The 17,270-nt window shown below is 72.6% G+C and carries 19 protein-coding genes; 10 read left to right on the plus strand and 9 right to left on the minus strand.

What is annotated here, in order from left to right:
- Window positions 1-81: 81 nt before the first annotated feature.
- Window positions 82-1,068: a TerC family protein gene (locus tag ISO16_RS01555; protein WP_006948285.1), complete on the plus strand. Its 987-nt coding sequence runs from the start codon at window positions 82-84 to the stop codon at window positions 1,066-1,068.
- 26 nt (window positions 1,069-1,094) lie between these two features.
- Here ISO16_RS01555 and ISO16_RS01560 read toward each other — a convergent pair whose 3' ends face one another.
- Window positions 1,095-1,379: a YciI family protein gene (locus tag ISO16_RS01560; RefSeq protein ID WP_072635128.1), complete on the minus strand. Its 285-nt coding sequence runs from the start codon at window positions 1,377-1,379 to the stop codon at window positions 1,095-1,097.
- A 40-nt stretch (window positions 1,380-1,419) separates the two neighbouring features.
- Complete coding sequence (locus ISO16_RS01565) at window positions 1,420-1,947, minus strand: amino-acid N-acetyltransferase (RefSeq protein WP_170914076.1); 528 nt, start codon at window positions 1,945-1,947, stop codon at window positions 1,420-1,422.
- Between the two features lie 132 nt (window positions 1,948-2,079).
- On the opposite strand from ISO16_RS01565, the gene pgsA reads away from it, so the two are divergent.
- The 5 genes from pgsA to pspM all read left to right on the plus strand — a co-directional run bounded on the left by pgsA (window position 2,080) and on the right by pspM (window position 5,645).
- Window positions 2,080-2,736 (plus strand): CDP-diacylglycerol--glycerol-3-phosphate 3-phosphatidyltransferase, encoded by a 657-nt coding sequence (gene pgsA, locus ISO16_RS01570; RefSeq protein WP_006948282.1) that lies wholly within the window; start codon window positions 2,080-2,082, stop codon window positions 2,734-2,736.
- A gap of 4 nt (window positions 2,737-2,740) precedes the next feature.
- The gene (locus ISO16_RS01575; protein WP_072635129.1) at window positions 2,741-3,241 is read left to right on the plus strand and encodes a CinA family protein; all 501 of its coding nucleotides are present in this window, start codon (window positions 2,741-2,743) and stop codon (window positions 3,239-3,241) included.
- 145 nt (window positions 3,242-3,386) lie between these two features.
- Window positions 3,387-3,785 (plus strand): helix-turn-helix domain-containing protein, encoded by a 399-nt coding sequence (locus ISO16_RS01580; RefSeq protein ID WP_006948280.1) that lies wholly within the window; start codon window positions 3,387-3,389, stop codon window positions 3,783-3,785.
- A 194-nt stretch (window positions 3,786-3,979) separates the two neighbouring features.
- Window positions 3,980-4,795 carry a PspA/IM30 family protein gene (locus tag ISO16_RS01585; RefSeq protein ID WP_003935651.1) on the plus strand — a complete coding sequence of 272 codons (816 nt, stop codon included), beginning with the start codon at window positions 3,980-3,982 and terminating at the stop codon, window positions 4,793-4,795.
- A 40-nt stretch (window positions 4,796-4,835) separates the two neighbouring features.
- On the plus strand, window positions 4,836-5,645 hold the full coding sequence (gene pspM / locus ISO16_RS01590) for a phage shock envelope stress response protein PspM (RefSeq protein ID WP_029543323.1): 810 nt from the start codon (window positions 4,836-4,838) through the stop codon (window positions 5,643-5,645).
- Between the two features lie 15 nt (window positions 5,646-5,660).
- Here pspM and ISO16_RS01595 read toward each other — a convergent pair whose 3' ends face one another.
- Genes ISO16_RS01595 through ISO16_RS01605 form a run of 3 tightly spaced genes read right to left on the minus strand, consistent with a single transcriptional unit; the run spans window position 5,661 to window position 7,562 of the window.
- Complete coding sequence (locus ISO16_RS01595) at window positions 5,661-6,266, minus strand: energy-coupling factor transporter transmembrane component T family protein (RefSeq protein WP_006948278.1); 606 nt, start codon at window positions 6,264-6,266, stop codon at window positions 5,661-5,663.
- The gene (locus ISO16_RS01600) at window positions 6,263-6,943 is read right to left on the minus strand and encodes an energy-coupling factor ABC transporter ATP-binding protein (RefSeq protein WP_072635130.1); all 681 of its coding nucleotides are present in this window, start codon (window positions 6,941-6,943) and stop codon (window positions 6,263-6,265) included. Before ISO16_RS01600 ends, ISO16_RS01595 begins: the two co-directional genes overlap by 4 nt.
- A gap of 22 nt (window positions 6,944-6,965) precedes the next feature.
- On the minus strand, window positions 6,966-7,562 hold the full coding sequence (locus tag ISO16_RS01605; RefSeq protein ID WP_006948276.1) for a biotin transporter BioY: 597 nt from the start codon (window positions 7,560-7,562) through the stop codon (window positions 6,966-6,968).
- Between the two features lie 217 nt (window positions 7,563-7,779).
- Between ISO16_RS01605 and ISO16_RS01610 the strand changes: the two genes are divergently transcribed.
- A complete protein-coding gene (locus ISO16_RS01610; RefSeq protein ID WP_029543328.1) occupies window positions 7,780-7,953 on the plus strand; it encodes a hypothetical protein in 174 nt (57 codons plus the stop codon).
- 15 nt (window positions 7,954-7,968) lie between these two features.
- Here the strand turns inward: ISO16_RS01610 and ISO16_RS01615 are convergent, their stop codons facing one another.
- Complete coding sequence (locus ISO16_RS01615) at window positions 7,969-10,458, minus strand: bifunctional lysylphosphatidylglycerol flippase/synthetase MprF (RefSeq protein WP_072635131.1); 2,490 nt, start codon at window positions 10,456-10,458, stop codon at window positions 7,969-7,971.
- Window positions 10,455-11,789 (minus strand): alpha/beta hydrolase, encoded by a 1,335-nt coding sequence (locus ISO16_RS01620; RefSeq protein WP_072635163.1) that lies wholly within the window; start codon window positions 11,787-11,789, stop codon window positions 10,455-10,457. Before ISO16_RS01620 ends, ISO16_RS01615 begins: the two co-directional genes overlap by 4 nt.
- Before the next feature lie 57 nt (window positions 11,790-11,846).
- Between ISO16_RS01620 and ISO16_RS01625 the strand changes: the two genes are divergently transcribed.
- Window positions 11,847-12,566: a PIG-L deacetylase family protein gene (locus ISO16_RS01625; protein ID WP_006948272.1), complete on the plus strand. Its 720-nt coding sequence runs from the start codon at window positions 11,847-11,849 to the stop codon at window positions 12,564-12,566.
- Here ISO16_RS01625 and ISO16_RS01630 read toward each other — a convergent pair.
- Window positions 12,548-13,453, minus strand: a complete 906-nt coding sequence (locus tag ISO16_RS01630; RefSeq protein WP_072635132.1) for a diacylglycerol kinase — start codon at window positions 13,451-13,453, stop codon at window positions 12,548-12,550. The genes ISO16_RS01625 and ISO16_RS01630 overlap by 19 nt on opposite strands.
- A complete protein-coding gene (locus ISO16_RS01635; protein WP_072635133.1) occupies window positions 13,450-15,072 on the minus strand; it encodes an FAD-binding oxidoreductase in 1,623 nt (540 codons plus the stop codon). Before ISO16_RS01635 ends, ISO16_RS01630 begins: the two co-directional genes overlap by 4 nt.
- Before the next feature lie 20 nt (window positions 15,073-15,092).
- Here ISO16_RS01635 and ISO16_RS01640 point away from each other — a divergent pair, with 20 nt between their 5' ends.
- A complete protein-coding gene (locus ISO16_RS01640) occupies window positions 15,093-15,710 on the plus strand; it encodes a TetR/AcrR family transcriptional regulator (RefSeq protein ID WP_029543340.1) in 618 nt (205 codons plus the stop codon).
- Window positions 15,707-17,242: a glycerol-3-phosphate dehydrogenase/oxidase gene (locus tag ISO16_RS01645; protein ID WP_006948267.1), complete on the plus strand. Its 1,536-nt coding sequence runs from the start codon at window positions 15,707-15,709 to the stop codon at window positions 17,240-17,242. The genes ISO16_RS01640 and ISO16_RS01645 overlap by 4 nt, the downstream gene beginning before the upstream one ends.
- Window positions 17,243-17,270 lie beyond the last annotated feature (28 nt).

The following is a 17,270-nucleotide window of genomic DNA, read 5'->3' on the forward strand; positions in this document are numbered from 1 at the left end:
CGAAGCCGCACCGTCGAGCTGCGATCCGAGGTGGGAGAGACCTCCGGTGGTTAGCTGTACCTACCGGAGGAATATCTGCCGATGCATGTCACCCCGCTCACCTGGATCGTCACCATCCTGGTGATTCTCGGGCTCTTCGTCTTCGACTTCTACGCCCACGTCCGCAAACCGCACGCGCCGTCGCTGCGCGAGTCAGGCTTCTGGTCAGCGGTGTTCATCGGCCTCGCCGTGGTGTTCGGCGTCGTGGTGTTCGCGATCTGGGGGCCGACGTACGGCGGTGAGTACTTCGCCGGTTACGTCACCGAGAAGGCCCTCAGCGTCGACAACCTGTTCGTGTTCGTCATCATCATGTCGACCTTCGCGGTGCCGCGCGAGTACCAGCAGAAGGTGCTCACGATCGGCATCGTCCTGGCGCTCGTGATGCGCGGGGCGTTCATCGCCGTGGGTGCCGCGGCCATCAACGCCTACAGCTGGGTGTTCTACCTGTTCGGGGCGTTCCTCATCTACACCGCGATCAAGCTGATCCGCGAGCACGGAGACGAGGTCGAGCACGAGAAGGAGCGGGAGAACCGCATCGTCTCGCTGGTCCGCAAGGTGTACCCGACCACCGACGAGTACCACGGCGACAAGCTGTTCACCCGGATCGACGGCAAGCGCTTCGCCACCCCGATGCTGCTCGCCCTCGCCGCCATCGGCTTCACCGACATCCTGTTCGCGCTCGACTCGATCCCGGCGATCTACGGCCTCACCAGCGAGCCCTACCTGGTGTTCACCGCCAACGCGTTCGCCCTGATGGGCCTGCGGCAGCTGTTCTTCCTCATCGGCGGTCTGCTCGAGCGGTTGGTCTACCTGTCCTACGGCCTGTCCGTGATCCTCGCGTTCATCGGCGTCAAGCTGGTGCTGCACGCGCTGCACGAGAACACCCTGTCGTTCGTCAACGGCGGTGAGCACGTCGCGGTGCCGGAGATCTCGACCTGGCTGTCGCTGGGCGTGATCGTCGGCGTGCTGGTGGTGACGACCGTCGCGAGCCTGCTCAAGACGCGCAGCGAGAAGGCCGACCTCACCTGACCTTCCCGCCGCGCCGGTGACGGGCGTCAGTCGTTGAAGACGCCCATTACCGGGAGCCACTGCGTGATCCGGACCTCGTCGAGCAGCCCCTGACGGGCGAACGGATCCTGAGCCACGACCTCCCGCACCGCGGGCTCGTCCGCGGCCTCGACGACGATCAGTGCGCCGGACCCGTCGGCCCACGGGCCGGTCGCGCGCACCGTCCCGGCCTCGACGAGTTCGCCGAGCCAGCCGCGGTGGGCGGGCCGGTGCTCGTCGCGGCCGCTCGCGGTGGCCTCGGAGTAGGTGTACTCGACGGCGAACAGGGGCATGGGTCCTCGCATTCGTGACAGGTGGGCGGAAGGGGGCGGCTCAGAGCGTGAGCAGCATCCGGGTGTTTCCGAGGGTGTTCGGTTTGACGTAGCTCAGATCCAGGAACTCGGCGACACCGGTGTCGTACGAGCGGCACATCTCCGCGTACACCTCGGCGGTGACGGGTGTGCCGTCGATCTCGGTGAATCCGTGCCGGCCGAAGAACTCGACCTCGAACGTGAGCACGAACAGCCGTTCGAGTTCGAGTTCGCGGGCGACGTCGATCAGGCGGGACACCACGAGATGGCCGACCCCGCGACCCTTGACCCGGGGATCCACTGCGACGGTCCGGATCTCGCCCAGGTCGGACCACAGCACGTGCAGGGCCCCGCAGCCGACCACGGTGCCCGCCGTCTCGGCCACCCAGAACTCCTGCACGGCCTCGTACAGCGTGACGAGGTTCTTTTCCAGGAGGATCTTGCCCGAGTAGATGTCGACCAGCCGCTTGATCTCCGGAATGTCGCCGGTTCGCGCACGTCGTACGAGGATGCGGTCGTGAGTCTCCTGGTCCGTCGTCCGCGAAGTCATAGTGGTGAACAGTAGCCGGTCGCTCTACCGATATTGTGTCCGTGTGCCGGTCGGATCCCCATGCTTACGTGTCGCCCCGGCGGACCCGGGTCCGCCTCGTCCTGCGGCGACGTCCGTGGCGCGGAGGCCGGCGTGAGCGCGCCGCATCCGGAGGTGGCCGGAACCGGCGGTGCGGCGGCGGCTCCCGGGCCGCATGCCCCCGCGGCCGCGGAGCCGGTCCCGCTGTGGAACATCGCCAACATCCTCACCATGCTGCGGATCGTTCTGGTGCCGGTCTTCCTTCTGGTGCTGTTCGTGGGCGACGGTCACGACGTCGCGTGGCGCATCGCCGCGACGGGTGTGTTCGCCGTCGCGGCGATCACGGACCGCATCGACGGACAGCTCGCCCGCAAGTACGGACTCGTGACCGATTTCGGCAAGCTCGCCGATCCGATCGCCGACAAGGCGCTCATCGGCGCCGCCCTCGTGGGCCTGTCGCTGCTCGGTGACCTGTCGTGGTGGGTGACCGGCATCATCGCGGCCCGCGAGCTCGGCGTCACGGCGCTGCGCTTCTTCGTGCTGCGGCACGCGGTGATCCCCGCCAGCCGCGGCGGGAAGGCCAAGACCCTGGTCCAGACGCTCGCGATCGTGCTGTACCTGCTGCCGCTGCCGGAGGCGGCGATGCCCTTCGCCGTCGCCCTCATGGGACTTGCGGTGATCCTGACGGTGGGCACCGGCATCGACTACGTGGTCCAGGCGGCGCGGCTGCGCGCCGGGGTGCACCGCGTCGAACAACAGCACGGGGAGTGAGGCGGTGCCCGACCCGCTCGTTCCCGGCACCGCGGCCGCGGAGCTGGTCGCGACCCTGGCCGCGCGGCGGCAGACGGTGGCCACGGCCGAATCACTCACGGCCGGGCTGATTGCGGCGACGATCGCCGGGGTACCCGGCGCCAGCGTGGTGCTGCGCGGGGGGCTGATCGTCTACGCCACCGACCTCAAGTCCACCCTGGGCGGGGTGGACCCGGAACGGCTCGCGGCGGACGGGCCGGTCTCCGAGTCCACCGCCGCGGCCCTGGCCGAGGGCGCAGCGGCTCGCTGCGGAGCGACGTGGGGCGTGGGCATCACCGGCGTGGCCGGACCGGACCCGCAGGACGGGCACCCGCCGGGCACGCTGTATCTCGGGATCGCCGGGCCGGGCGGCACGGTGGTCACCCGCCCGCCGGTGCGCGGGGACCGGTGGGACATCCGGGCCGGCGCTGCCCGTGCCGCCGTGTCGGGCCTACTCACCCGCGTGCGCGGCGCCGCGGGGATGTAGTGTCTTGACACCGCGGTACCGGTGGCAGCCGGACCCGTGCGGAGCCGCGCCCGGCAGGGTTTTCGTGCCCGGGCGGGGAGCCGGGAACCCGGCGACGTGCGTCGTGCGTTGACGGGTTGAGCGACGACGGACGAAGGAGGATGGGATGGCGCTGTTGTTGCGTGAGGCAATCGGTGACAGTCTTCGGCGCACCCGCGTTTCGCAGAGCCGCACCCTGCGTGAGGTCTCCAGCAGCGCCCGGGTCAGCCTCGGCTACCTCTCCGAGATCGAACGCGGGCGCAAGGAGGCGTCGAGCGAACTGCTCGCCGCGATCTGCGACGCCCTCGACGTCCCCTTGTCCGACGTGCTCTTCGACGTCAGTGAGTCGCTTGCCGATGCGGTTCCCGCCCGCGGCCGGACCCCGGTCGGGGCGGCGGCAGGTCTCGGGGCCGAGCCGAAGTCCCGGGACTCGGACGCCCGCGCCGCCGAGCACGCGGCGCTCGTGGCGCAGGACACGCGTGTGGTGATCCCGCCGCCGGCGGCACGCGCGCTGGCCGCCGCATAACATGGAGGACGGACCGCGCCGGCCTGGCCGGACGCGGCCGAAAGCGACACAATTCGGGTCACCACCGGGGGGTGGCTCGGGACACACGGCGGCCGGGTACGCGGGGATCACACGGCCGACCGGAAACGGTGCGCGAGGGCCGCGCACCGGGTCGCGTTCGCCGCGGCGTACCAGATGGAGGCAGGATCACTCCCATGGCTAATCCGTTCGTCAAGGGTTGGAAGTACCTGATGGCGCTCTTCAACTCGAAGATCGATGAGAAGGCCGATCCGAAGGTCCAGATTCAGCAGGCGATCGAGGACGCGCAGCGCCAGCACCAGGCACTGTCCCAGCAGGCCGCGTCCGTCATCGGCAATCAGCGTCAGCTCGAGATGAAACTCAACCGTCAGCTCGACGAGGTCGAGAAGCTCAACGCGAGCGCGCGGCAGGCCGTGCTCATGGCGGATCAGGCCAACGCCGCCGGCGACACCGAGAAGGCCATCCAGTACACGAACGCCGCGGAGGCGTTCGCGGCCCAGCTGGTGACCGCCGAGCAGTCCGTCGAGGATCTGAAGGTGCTGCACGATCAGTCGCTGCAGGCTGCGGCGCAGGCGAAGAAGGCCGTCGAGCAGAACGCGATGGCTCTCCAGCAGAAGGTGGCCGAGCGCACCAAGCTGCTCAGCCAGCTCGAGCAGGCCAAGATGCAGGAGCGCGTGAGCGAGTCCCTGCGCTCGATGGACTCGACGCTCGCCGCGCCCGGCACCACGCCGAGTCTCGACGCGGTCCGCGAGAAGATCGAGCGTCGTTACGCCACCGCGCTCGGATCCGCCGAGCTCGCGCAGAACTCGGTGCACGGCCGGATGCTCGAGGTCCAGCAGGCCACCGTCCAGATGGCCGGCCACAGCCGTCTCGAGCAGATCCGGGCCTCCATGAAGGGCGAGGCGCTGCCTGGCGCGGCGGCACCCGCGACCCCCGCGGTCAACCCCACCAAGGAACCGCCGTCGGCGGCGGGAAGCGCCGGCTCGCAGTAGCGCCGGGGTCGATGGCAGACGGCAGAAACGCGGCAACGCAATGAACACACCCGCACGCGGCCGGACCGGACAGTTCCCCGGTCCGGCTGCGGCTGCGCTCCGGGACATGACCGGCAGCGTGGTCGAGGCGGCGCGCCGCTGGAACGACCCCGCGGCCCGGGTGCGCCGCAAGAAGCGCCGCGCCCGCCGGCGTGCCCGCCTGTTCGGCGCAGCCTCCGGAATGAGCGGTGTCGGCACCGCGACGCTGGTGGCCGCGTCGGCTCCCGACTGGACCATCGTCGCCACCGGCGGGACGACCGCCGCGCTCGTCGTGCCCGCCGTGCTGGCGGTGCGTACCTTCCGGCGCCTCGACGCCGTGCCGCTGCCGCCGCCGGCACCCGCCCGCCGGGCCCTGCCGCCGTCGGGTTCCGTCGCGCGGGCCCCGATGGCCCGGCTGGCGAGCGACGAACAGAGCCTCGCCCAGTTGCTGTCGGTGCTGGCTCGTTCCCGCACCGTCGCCGCCGACGACCTCGAGGAGATCGCCGCGGCCGCCCGGGAGGCCTCCGACGCGCTCGAGGCTGTCGCGGTGGATGTGGTCGCGCTCGAATCCGCCGCCCGGGACAGCGCCGCCGCCGGGGCGCACCTCGGGGCGGCCGTCGCGGCCGCCGGACAGCGACTCGACACGGGCGTCGACCAATTCGAGGAACTCGTCGCCGCCGCGGCCCGGCTCGCGGCGGCCCCCGACGGAACCCGTTCGATGGCCCTGCTCGACCGCCAGCGCGCCGAGCTGATCTCGGCCTCGGACCGGCTCGAGAGCTGGGCCCAGTCGTGGCGGGAGATCCGGCAGATCGAGGGCCGCTACCGGTACTGACGTCGTCCCGGTGGCTCAGTCGTCCAGGCCGCGGGCGACGAGGGCCTCGCCCATCGCCTCCGCGGTCAGCAACGCCCCCACGACGACGGGCACCGCAAGGGCCCGCAGCGAGAAGCCGAGCCCGCGGGCCTTGCGTGCCTCGGTCACCTGCGCGACGATCCCGCCGAGCATCGGGACGGCCCGGACGGTCATCACCAGCACGAGGCCGACCCGTTCCGGATCCACGCCGACCCGCCGGAACGGGCCCAGCCCCGCCACGATCGCATCGAGCATGTCGCTCACCCGGGTGGTCAGCGTCACCAGCGCGGCGAGGGCCACGGCAACCAGCAGCTGACCGGACACCACCACCGCCCGCTCCCAGCCGGCGAGCAGCACCTGGAACGCCGCGATCACCACGAGCATCCACAACAGCGGCCGGAGCTGTCGCAGCGCGGGCCGGGGCGGGATCCGCGCCAGCAGGTAGAGCCCGAGCACGACCGCCCCGGCCACCGGCACCTGCCACGGTTGCCGCATCCACACCGTGAGCGCGACGATGAGCACCGCGGTGACCAGCAGCTTCGGGCCCGCCGGCGCCCGGTGCAACGGCGACGCCGCGCGATGGTACAAGCCCAGGGTGCTCACGCGACCAGCCTGCGGTAGTAGGCGATCGCCGGGCCGGGTGTGTCGTCGGCGACGACGCGCCCACAGTCGACGACGAGCACCCGGTCGAAGCCGGTCAGCAGGTCCAGATGGTGGGTGACCACCACCAGTTGCTGCTCGAGGGCGGCGAAGGTCCGCGCGATCAGCCGGGCGTTGCGCAGATCCAGCAGCGTGGTGGGCTCGTCCGCCACCAGCACCTGCGGATCGGTGACCATGATCGCCGCGAGGGCCAGGAGCTGCTTCTGCCCGCCGGAGAGCAGGTGACTCGGGTGGTCGTGGTGCCCGGCCAGCCCGAAGTCGGCGAGCACCCGCCGTACCCGCTCCGCGCGCTCGGCCTTGCTCAGTCCGCTGCGGCGCAGGGAGAAGGCGACGTCTTCCGCGACCGTGGGCATCACGATCTGATGGTCGGGATCGGTGAAGACGAATCCCACGCGCCGGCGCACCTCGCGGGCCTTGCGGGCGGTGTCCAGGCCGTCCACCGTGACCGTGCCGGAGGTCGGGATCACCAGCCCGTTGATCATCCGGGCCAGGGTGGACTTGCCGCTGCCGTTGGCGCCGACGATCCCGACGCGGCGCTCGGTGAGGGTCACGTCGATGCCGTCGAGGACGGTGCGCTCACCGTAGGCGTGGCCCACCTGCCGGAAGCGGATCTCGCTCATGCGGTCGTGCCCGGCCCGGCGCTCAGCGCGCGGGGTCGGTGGCCGGGCGTGCCGGTGCGCTCGGGCTGAGCAGGGCCGGGTAGGCGCGGTGCACCTGGGCGGCGACGACCGCCGCGACGACGGCCTTGAGCAGGTCACCGGGCAGGAAGGTGGCGTTCGCGCTCAGCGCCGCCCACAGCGTGAGATCGGTGCGTGCGAGCATGCCGGCGATACCGAAGACGTAGAGCACGACGATGCCACCGAGGACGTTGACGGCGATGCCCGGCAGCACCCGGTAGCGGGGCAGCATGCGCGCCGAGAGCCAGCCGATCACCGCGACGGCGGGAAGCCAGCCGAGCAGGAAGCCGACCGTCGGGCCGGCCAGCGCCGTGAGGGTCGTGCGTCCCCCGGCGAGCACCGGCAGCGCCAGGCCCAGCACGATCACCGTGGCCACCGACAGCACGCCCTTGCGGACGCCGAGCAGCGCCCCGGCGAGCATCACGCCCAGCGTCTGCAGCGTGATCGGCACGCCCGACGAGCCGACGGTGATCTGCCCGGGCAGACCCAGAGCGATGATCAGGGCGGCGAACACGGCGATCTGCGCCAGGTCGCGGGCGGGCGTGCGGCGGGTCGAGGACACGATTCTCAGCCTTCTGACGAGGGGACCGAACCTGTCGAGGGTATGTCGCCGCGGCGTGCTCCTTCTCACCACCCCGCTCCGGGCCGGCCCCCGAACAGGGCCGCACCGGCCTCCGGGTAACCACCCATCTTTCCCTGATCTCTGCGTTGACCTGGTGTTTTTCCGACCGTGGGGTGTCACGATCGACAACGAACGGCAACGACGCAAGGAGAAGACGATGTTCTGGAAGATCGTGGGTGTGGTGGCGCTGGTGTGGATCGCCCTCGTGGTGGTCGGGGCGCTCGCGGAGCACCTGTTCGGGATTCTCGTGGTGAGCGCGCTGATCTTCGGCGGCTACATGCTGTACAAGGCCGTGGCCGGCAGCAAGGACGACCACATCACCCACGTGTGATGTGGTCGCGGCGGCTCAGCGCCGCAGCAACTGTGCGAGCAGCCGGCGACCCTGCCCGAGCGACACGTCGGGCAGGTACGCATGACCGACGGCGATGCCGATCGTGGGCAGGGCCGCGGCGTCCGGGAACACCAGGTACATGGGCCGGTGCTGCGGCTGGAACTTCGCCTTGAAGGCGAGCAGCGACCGGAAGCCGTAGACCGGCTCGAGGGTGCGGCCCAGCAGGTCGAGCAGCGCGTCGAGCGCGCCGCGGTCGAGGGCGCCGGCCGACGACGGGTCGGCGCCGGCGAGCGGCGCGCCGGACAGGCTGAGGAACTCGAGGCCCTGTTCCTGCGCGGACATGGCGGCCGAGGCGATGAGGAACTCCATCGCGGGACGGAAGCCGTCGGAGCGGCGGCGCATGAAGTCGAGGGTCAGGCCGACCAGGGCGCCGTCCCGGTAGACCGGCATCCACGACGTCACGGCGTGCACGTGGTCGTCCGCGTCGATCGCCAGGAGCAGCCGCACCTCGGGGTCGCGCAGTTCCTCGAGCCCACCGAGGGTGAAGCCCATCTCGGGGAGGCCCTTGTCGGCGACCCATTCCTCGGAGATCTCGACGATCTGCTCCGTCACCGGCAACGGCGCCTCGGTGAACGTCGTCCACCGCGCCTCCACGCCGTCCTTGGCGGCGCGGTTGAGGGCGGTGCGGACGTCCTGGAACTTCTTACCCTTGAACGCGAGGCCGGGAAGCGCGACGACCGTCTCCTCGGCCACCCGCAGACAGCTCCAGCCGTGGTCCCGGGCGATCGCGGCGGTGTCCTCCCCGACGGAGTAGAAGCACGGGGTCCAGCCGTTGCCGAGGCAGTACGCGGCGAACTCGTCGATCGCGTTCTCCAGGCCGGCCGGATCACCCACCGGGTCGCCCGTGGTCAGGGCGACACCCGAGTGCACGCGGTAGGCCACGGCGTGCCGGCCGTCCTCGCCGAACCAGTAGTGGTTGCCGGGCCACGTCGTCATCCACGACAGCGAGGTGCCGCCGGGGGAGTGCAGCAGTGCACGCACCCGGTGTTCGTCGCCGGGATCGTGCCCGAGAGCGGGGACCAGGAAGCTCCGGACCATCAACAGGCAGAACGCGGCCCACACCAGCACCCCCACCCACTCGAACAGCAGCGTGGCGGCCGGGGTCAGCGGCAGTACCGGCGGCTCGAACAGCTGCAGATACACGGGTGGGACGAGACGTCGCGGCGCGTCGCGCACCAGCGTGGCGCCGCCGGGGTCGCGGTCGAAGCCGTCGGCGAGCAGCGCCCCCACCACCACGTAGGTGACGAGCGCGGTACCCGCCGCGGCGGCGGTGCCCAGCCACACTCGCGGATACGTCCCGCGCGGGGCGCGCACCCCGAACAGCCGGCGGGTCATCAGCAGCAGCACGAGGACCGCGACGAGGGCCAGCAGCGGAGCGAGTTCCATGTACACCGAGCTGGTGCGGCGGGTGCCGTACAGCAGCGACCGGGTCTCCTCCTGCTCGGTGATCTGCACGACCGCGCTGACGGCGGCCACCGCGATCAGGGCGACGTGCCCCCACACCGAGAGCAGCCATGCGGCGCGGCGGCCCCGGCGCAGTCCCTCCGCTCCCACGAGCAGCACCGCCGACGGCATCAGGTTCATCACCAGCGGTCCGATCCCGGACAGGCGCAGCGCCTGCCGCCCCTTGCGGCACTCGTCACGCAGGGCCGGGTCGGCGCAGATGTCGACCAGTTCCCGTGCGCTGTACGGGACCTGGTCGAACAGCTCCCGCAGCGCCGAGAGCGGCCCGATGGCGTGGGGGGAGAACGCCGCCAGGATCGGGCCGAGGACGCTGGCGGCGACCACCAGCGCCACGAGGGTGCGGCGCTCCCGCACGGTGCCGCCGAGCGCCGGGCCCCGGGCCGCGCGGCCGAACAGCACGGGTCCGAGGAACAGGCCTGCCAGCGCCGCGCAGAGCCGCACCACGTCCTGCAGGTGCCCCGCGAACAGGGCGCTCGTCACGAGGAACACCAGCACCAGGGTGCGGATGCGGCGCCGCCACAGCGTACCCATCGCCGCGGTGGCGGCGAGCAGGGTGCCGAGCACCCACGGCAGGGGATCCTCGGTCAGGTGCCCGTGCAGCTCGAAGCCCCACGAGTTCGGCACGGTCGACGCCAGCAGCGCCACCAGCAGGGCGAGCGCGGCACCCGCACCCTGCGAGAGCGCCGCGGCGAGTGCGAATCTGCGGCTGCCGAGGCGGTTCTCCACCGGCACCGCGACGGCGAGGATCGCCACGCTCGACAGGACGTACTCGCCGAGGCCGGACGCGAAGAGCCCGGACGTCCAGAGCACCCACGGATGCCCCTCGCCGAAGCTACGGGTGCCGAGGGAGACGTCGAGGGCCAGGTCGTGGGACGGCCCGCGCCACACGGACCCGGTGGCGATCGCGAGCACCCACATCGCCGCGAGCAGGGTCAGAGCGACGGGGGCCCGGCGCAGCGCCGCGCCGCTGCGCGCGATCACGGGGCGACGAGGCCGAGTCGGCGGCTGAGCCACGGCAGCTCCTTCTCGAGTCCGGCGGACCACACCGCGAAGCTGTGCGCTCCCGGCAGTTCCGTGAGGTGGACGTCCATGCCGGCGGCCCGGGCCGCCGTCGTGAGTTGTTCGATTCCCGAACGGTATTCGCTGTCGTCGAGGCCCACGACGAACGCCCCTGCCGAGCCGGGGTAGCGGTTGCGGGCCAGCAGGTCGGCAGGGTTGTTCCGCGCGAACGCCTCCGTGTCGCCGCCGAACACCTCGCGGATCGTGCGGTCCCGATCGCCGAGGGTCGGCTCGGCCTGGCCGGAGAAGTCGAGGAACGTGGGGTACACCTCGGGGCGGGCGGTCGCGAGCTGCAACGCGCACGTGCCTCCGTACGAGAGCCCGCCGATCGCCCAGCCCGCGGGATCGTCGTCGACCTGCAGGTGCTCGCGGACCCAGGCGGGCACGTCGAGCGCCAGGTAGGTCGCGGCGTTGCCGAGGCGGGAATCGGCGCACAGCGGGTTGTCGAACTGGCCGCCGGTGCCGTCGGCGAGCACGACGACCGGTGCCAGCCCCTCGTGCCCGGCCGCGAACGCGTCCATGATCTGCGGCAGCCGGCCCCCGATCAGCCAGTCGTCGGTGCTGCCGGGCTGGCCGGCGAGCAGCACCAGCACCGGGAGTTCGGGGCGCGGATCGGCGAAGTAGGCGGGTGGCAGGTAGATCCGCGCGTCGCGGGCGCGGAATCCCGACACTGCGCCGGGGATCGGGGTGGTCGTCACCGCGCCGGTCGCGGGCAGATCGGCCGGGGGCGACCAGGTCTCGGACAGCGGCCGCCGAGCGACCGTCGCCGTGGCCGGTGCCAGGGCCGCGTCGAGCGGCACGGTGCGGTAGTCGGTCATGCCGAGGGCGGAACGCACGGTGGGGTAGGCGTCGAACACCGCGTTGATCCGCCCCGCACCCGCCACCACCACCGCCAGTGCGGCGACGACGAGGCCGGCCGCGACGAGCGGACGCGCCCGGTCCCGGCGGCGGACGAGCCACCGGCCGGCCAGGAGCGCGACGGCGAGGACGGCGACGGCGGTCCACGCGTACACATCCCGAGGCAACCGATCCGGGAACGGTCGCCACACCTGCTCGACGAGCACGGCGGCGAGCACCACCAGCACCAGGGTCAGCGCGACGGCCGTCGGAATCCCCGTCAGGAGCCAGCGGCGGTGCCGTCGCGCGGCCAGGGCGGCCAGGCCGGCGACAGTGAGGACGGTGAACACCACGGCCGCCGCCGTCGTCGTCAACCGCATGTCGAGCGCTGCTTCGACGAGCCCGGACCACGACACGCCGTCCAGTATGCGCGAGGCCCCCACCCCCGCATCGTGATCGGCGATAGTGGACGAATGGAACCGGTACCGGAGGACTGGCAGCGGGCGCTCGTGATCGCCGCGCACCCCGACGACATCGAGTACGGCGCGGCGTCCGCGGTGGCGCGGTGGACCCGACAGGGCAAGGAGGTGCGCTACGTCCTGGCGACCAGCGGCGAGGCCGGCATCGCGGGCCTGCCGCCGGCCGCGTGCGGGCCGCTGCGCGAGCAGGAGGAGCGGGCATCCGCCCGGGTCGTCGGGGTCGAGGTGGTCGAGTTCCTCGGGCATCCCGACGGCCGCCTGGTGGCGGGGCCGGACCTGCGCCGCGATCTTGCGGCGGCGATCCGGCGGCACCGACCCGAGATGGTGGTGACCGGCAACTTCGGGCTCACGTGGTTCCCCGGCGTCCTCAACAGCGCCGACCACCGTGCCCTGGGGCTGAGCGTGCTCGACGCGGTCACCGACGCGGCGAACGAGTGGATCTTCCCGGACCTGGCCGAGCAGGGTCTGCCGCCGTGGCCGGGGGTGCGGTGGGTGGCGGTGAGCACCACGTCTCCCACTCACGGAGTGGACGTCACCGACACCGTCGAGGACGGCGTCGCGTCCCTCGCCGAGCACCGCCGCTATCTCGAGGCACTCGCGCCCACCCCCGTGCTCGACCAGGCCCGGGCGCAGGTGGAGTCGGCCACGGCCGCTCTGCCCGGGTTCGCGGCGGAACGGGCCGCCGGGTTCGAGCTCTACACGTTCGGGGGCTGACCGCCGGGTACGAGGACGACTCCGGCACCGGGCACGGCCTCGACGTCCACGGGCAGCGGTCCGAGCGGTTCGCCGTCCGCGTAGGCGGAGATGCCGGGACACTCGAGCCGCACCCGCCGGGCGCGGTGCACGTTCACCTCGTCCAGGTCGACGTGGGTGCCGCGGTAGACGGTGGGGAACAGGCGCAGCAGGCGGGTCCGGTTGGCCGAGGTCACGATCACGACGTCGAGGAGGCCGTCGTCGAGACGCGCGTCCGGCGCGATGCGCATGCCGCCCCCGTAGGTGGAGGCATTGCCCACGGCCACCATCGTCGCCGCCACGTCGAGGTCGTCGCCGTCCAGCGTGATGCGATACGGCAGCAGGCGGAGATTCGCCAGTTCCGCGACCATCGCGACGTTGTAGCGCAACCGGCCGCGCGGCCGGCGCATCCGGTTGGCGCGGTCGGTGACCAGGGAGTCGAATCCGCTGGCGAGCACGGTGCCGAACCAGTGGTCCGGCCGCCCGGGCGCCCGGACCCTTCCGAGGTCGATCGTCCTTGTGGCCCCGTCGGCGATCACGTCGGCCGCCGCCACCGGATCCGACGGCACATGCAGGACGCGGGCGAGGTCGTTGCCGGTCCCGGCCGGGACGATGCCGAGCGGAATCCCGGTCTGCGCGAGCGCCTGCCAGGCGAGCCAGACGAGCCCGTCCCCGCCGACCGCGACGAGTGCCCCGGTTCCCTCGGCGACGGCGTGGCGCACCAGTTCGAGGGAGTGTTGCGGGGTGTCGCCGGCGATCTCGGTGACGCGCAGGCCCCGTTCGCGCAGCCGGGCCGTGGCGGACCTCGTCGCGCGCGCGGTGTGCGGGCCCGCGGCCGGGTTCGTCAGGACGGTGACGGATTCGATCACGGCAGCAGCTTTCCAGGGTTGAGGATGCCGAGCGGGTCGAGTGCGTCCTTGACCGCGCGGAGCAGGCCGGTGCCCAGAGTCCCGATCTCGTCGGCCATCCACGGCCGATGGTCGCGCCCGACCGCGTGGTGGTGGGTGACGGTGCCGCCGGCTGTCATGATCGCGTCCGTGGCGGCGCGCTTGGCCGCCGACCACTGCGTGAGGGGATCGTCCGTCTGCGCGCACACGACGGTGAAGTACAGGGACGCGCCGGTGGGGTAGGTGTGCGAGATGTGGCACAGCACCAGTGGCGGGGTGCCCTGTTCCTGCAGGGAGGCGGTGAGCGCATCGGTCACCGCCGTCCGCAGCCGCGCCAGATTGCTCCACGTGGTGGCGGTTTCGAGGGTCTCGGCGAGTGCCCCGACCCGCAGCAGGGCGTCGCGCAGGTGCGGTGCGTCGAACCGTCCCTGCTCCCAGGCGCGGGCCGGCTCTTCTCCGAGGTCGGTGCCGCCCAGGGTCGAGAGCAGGGCGTCGACCTCCGCGGCGCGGGCTCGTACGTGTTCGGCGGTGCCCTCGACGGTGGTCACGGCCAGGCATCCGGTGGGGGCGGTCGCACCGATGTGCTCGTGCAACGCGAGGTTCGTCGCGGTCTCGGTCTCGTCCGACAGGCGCAGCACGGTGGGGACGGCGCCGGTCTGCACGAGGGTGCGCAGGGCGTCCGCACCCGTGGCGAAGTCGGGAAACGACCAGGCGCGGTGGGCGGTCGCGGCGGGGATCGGGTGGATTCGCACGCCGACCTCGGTGACGATGCCGAACAGGCCCTCGGACCCGAGGAACAGTTGCCGCAGGTCCGGGCCCGCGGCCGAGGCCGGGGCGCGGCCCGCCCGGACGGTACCGCGCGGGGTGGCGACGACGAGGTGCTCGACCATCTCGTCGAACCGGCCGTGGCCCGCGGAGGCCTGGCCGGAGGATCGGGTGACGGCGAACCCGCCCACGGTCGCGTGGCGGAAGCTCTGCGGGAAGTGCCCGAGCGAGAAGCCGTGGGCACCGAGCAGCTCCTCGGCCTGCGGTCCGGTCGCGCCGGCCTGCAGCGTCGCCAGACCGGAGACCGGATCGAGATCGGTGAGCGCGTTCATCCGTTGCAGGTCCACTGCGACGACGGCCTCGAAGCCGTCGCGCACCGGATCCAGCCCGCCGACGACGCTGGTGCCGCCGCCGAACGGCACGACGGCGATCCCCTCGCCCGTGCAGTAGTCGAGTACGGCGAGCACCTCGTCGTGGCTGCCGGGCCGCAGCACCGCGTCGGGACCGTCCTGCGGGCCGGGGTTCTGTCGCCGCAGCAGGTCGAGGGTGCTCTTGCCGCCGGCGTGACGGAGCCGGGCCGCGTCGTCGTCGGCGACGTGTTCCGGACCGACGATGCGCCGCAGGCCCTGGTGGTGCCGGGTGTCCAGCCGGGACGGGGTGAGCCGCACGGCGGTCTCGGGCAGCGAACGGGCGCGCTCGGTGTCCACGCCGAGAGCCTGTCGAAGCAGTGTGCGGACGCCCTCGCCGAGTTCCTTCCGGCGGTCCGCCGTGCCCCACGCGTCCCACTCCATCTCGGCTGCGGCGGTGGGGTGTTGCGGTGTGAACCTCACAGTCATGCGTTACAGTGTTACATACAATGTCTATTCGTAACGATGAGATCCGGTCTTCCGGCCCGCCGGCGGCAACCGTCGAGAACCAGATCCTCGACGCCACCCGCTCGTGCCTGCTCGACTTCGGACTGCGGCGCACCACCCTCGCCGAGGTGGCGCGGCGCGCCGGTGTCAGCCGCCCCACGGTCTATCGCCGCTGGCCCGACACCCGTGCCCTGGTCGCGGACCTTCTCACCCGTGAGATCCGCGCCGTCCTGCCCGATCTCCGCGAAGAGGGGCCCGTCCGGCCGCGCGTCGTGCGGGCCGTCGTGACGGCCGTCGACGAGATCGGCACACATCCGCTGTTCGAGAAGATCCTGCGGTCGGACCCGGACCTGCTCATGACGTACATCGTGGACCGGCTCGGGACCAGCCAGCACGCAGTGCTCGAGGTGCTGACCCGGGCGCTCGTCCTCGGCCAGCGCGACGGCACCGTCCGCGCCGGCGACGTCCGCGCGCTCGCCGCGTTCGTGCTGCTCACCGCCCAGTCCGTGGTGCAGTCCGCCGGGATGGTCACCGAGGTGGTCGACCGGGCGGCCCTGCTCGCCGAGCTGGCGCACGCCGTCGACACCTATCTCGCACCCTCCGGGGAGGATCGCCCGTGACCGGACCCGCCTCCAGTGCCCTCGACGCCGCCCGCCGCCGCCGGGAACTCGACGACCTCGCCGCCCGGCCCACCGTCGACGTGCTCGTCGTCGGCGGCGGTGTCACCGGCGCCGGCGCCGCGCTCGACGCCGCGTCGCGCGGCCTGAGCGTCGTCCTCGTCGAACGGCACGATCTCGCCTTCGGCACCAGCCGGTGGAGTTCGAAGCTCGTCCACGGCGGCCTGCGCTATCTCGCCACCGGGAACATCGGTATCGCCCGCGAAAGTGCCGTCGAGCGGGGAATTCTCATGACCCACACGGCGCCGCACCTGGTGCGCGCGATGCCGCAGCTGGTGCCGCTGCTGCCGTCGGTCGGCCGCGGCGAGGCCGCGCTCGTGCGCACCGGGTTCCTCGCCGGCGACGCCCTGCGGGTCTCCGCGCACACGCCGTCCGCGGTGCTGCCGCGCTCGCGCCGCATCGGCGCGGGGCGCGCCGCCGACCTGGTCCCCGCCGTCCGGCGCGACGGGCTGCGCGGGGGACTGCTCGCCTACGACGGCCAGCTCGTCGACGACGCCCGGCTCGTCGTCGCCCTCGCCCGCACCGCCGCCTCCTACGGCGCCCGCATCCTCACCCGCGTCGACGCCCACTCCGTCACGGCCGACGGCGCCGCCCTGCGCGACACCCTCACCGGCACCGAGGTGCGGGTGACGGCCCGCGCCGTGATCAACGCGGCGGGGGTATGGGCGGGACAGGTGGATCCGTCGATCCGGCTGCGACCGAGCCGCGGCACCCACCTCGTGCTCGCCGCCGCCGCCCTCGGCAACCCCACGGCCGCGCTCACCGTGCCGATTCCCGGCGCCACCAACCGGTTCGTCTTCGCGCTGCCCGCCCAGCTGGGCCGCATCTATCTGGGACTGACCGACGAGGAGGCGCCCGGCGCGCTGCCCGACGTCCCGCAGGCCACCGACGGTGAGATCGACTTCCTCCTCGACACCGCCAACACGGCCCTCGCCGTGCCCCTGACCCGCAACGACGTCCTCGGCACCTTCGCGGGTCTGCGGCCGCTGCTCGACTCCTCCGCGCCGGGTACCGACACCGGCGGCGGCACCGCGGACCTGTCGCGCCGGCACGCGGTCGTGCGCTCCGAGTCCGGTCCGATCGGCATCGTCGGCGGCAAGCTCACCACCTACCGGCGGATGGCGCAGGACGCCGTCGACGCGGCCGTCGAGACGGCCGGACTGCGTGTCGGGCCGTGCCGCACCCAGCGGCTCCCCCTCGTCGGCGCCGCGACTCCTGCCGTGCTGCGCACCGTCGCCGCCCCGGCGAACCTGGTGCGGCGCTACGGCACCGAGGCGGCCCTGCTCGCCGCGGACCCGCGCCGGCTGGAACCGATCGTCCCCGGGCTCGACGTCAGCCGCGCCGAACTGGAATTCGCCGTCACCCACGAGGGCGCCCTCGACGTCGACGACATCCTCGACCGCCGCACCCGGATCGGGCTCGTGCCCGGCGACCGGGCCCGGGCGCTCGACGCCGCCGGGGATGTGTCGGCCTGACCGCCGGAGCGTCCGGCCCGGCACTCTT

This window comes from Rhodococcus sp. M8 (assembly GCF_015654185.1).
Classification (GTDB): domain Bacteria; phylum Actinomycetota; class Actinomycetes; order Mycobacteriales; family Mycobacteriaceae; genus Rhodococcus; species Rhodococcus aetherivorans.

Bases quoted from the DNA above. Each gene is read 5' to 3' on its own strand.
- ISO16_RS01555 (WP_006948285.1), top strand. From the start codon at position 82: ATGCATGTCACCCCGCTCACCTGGATCGTCACCATCCTGGTGATTCTC.
- ISO16_RS01560 (WP_072635128.1), bottom strand. From the start codon at position 1,379: ATGCCCCTGTTCGCCGTCGAGTACACCTACTCCGAGGCCACCGCGAGC.
- ISO16_RS01565 (WP_170914076.1), bottom strand. From the start codon at position 1,947: ATGACTTCGCGGACGACGGACCAGGAGACTCACGACCGCATCCTCGTA.
- ISO16_RS01580 (WP_006948280.1), top strand. From the start codon at position 3,387: ATGGCGCTGTTGTTGCGTGAGGCAATCGGTGACAGTCTTCGGCGCACC.
- ISO16_RS01585 (WP_003935651.1), top strand. From the start codon at position 3,980: ATGGCTAATCCGTTCGTCAAGGGTTGGAAGTACCTGATGGCGCTCTTC.
- pspM (WP_029543323.1), top strand. From the start codon at position 4,836: ATGAACACACCCGCACGCGGCCGGACCGGACAGTTCCCCGGTCCGGCT.
- ISO16_RS01600 (WP_072635130.1), bottom strand. From the start codon at position 6,943: ATGAGCGAGATCCGCTTCCGGCAGGTGGGCCACGCCTACGGTGAGCGC.
- ISO16_RS01610 (WP_029543328.1), top strand. From the start codon at position 7,780: ATGTTCTGGAAGATCGTGGGTGTGGTGGCGCTGGTGTGGATCGCCCTC.
- ISO16_RS01625 (WP_006948272.1), top strand. From the start codon at position 11,847: ATGGAACCGGTACCGGAGGACTGGCAGCGGGCGCTCGTGATCGCCGCG.
- ISO16_RS01635 (WP_072635133.1), bottom strand. From the start codon at position 15,072: ATGACTGTGAGGTTCACACCGCAACACCCCACCGCCGCAGCCGAGATG.
- ISO16_RS01640 (WP_029543340.1), top strand. From the start codon at position 15,093: ATGTCTATTCGTAACGATGAGATCCGGTCTTCCGGCCCGCCGGCGGCA.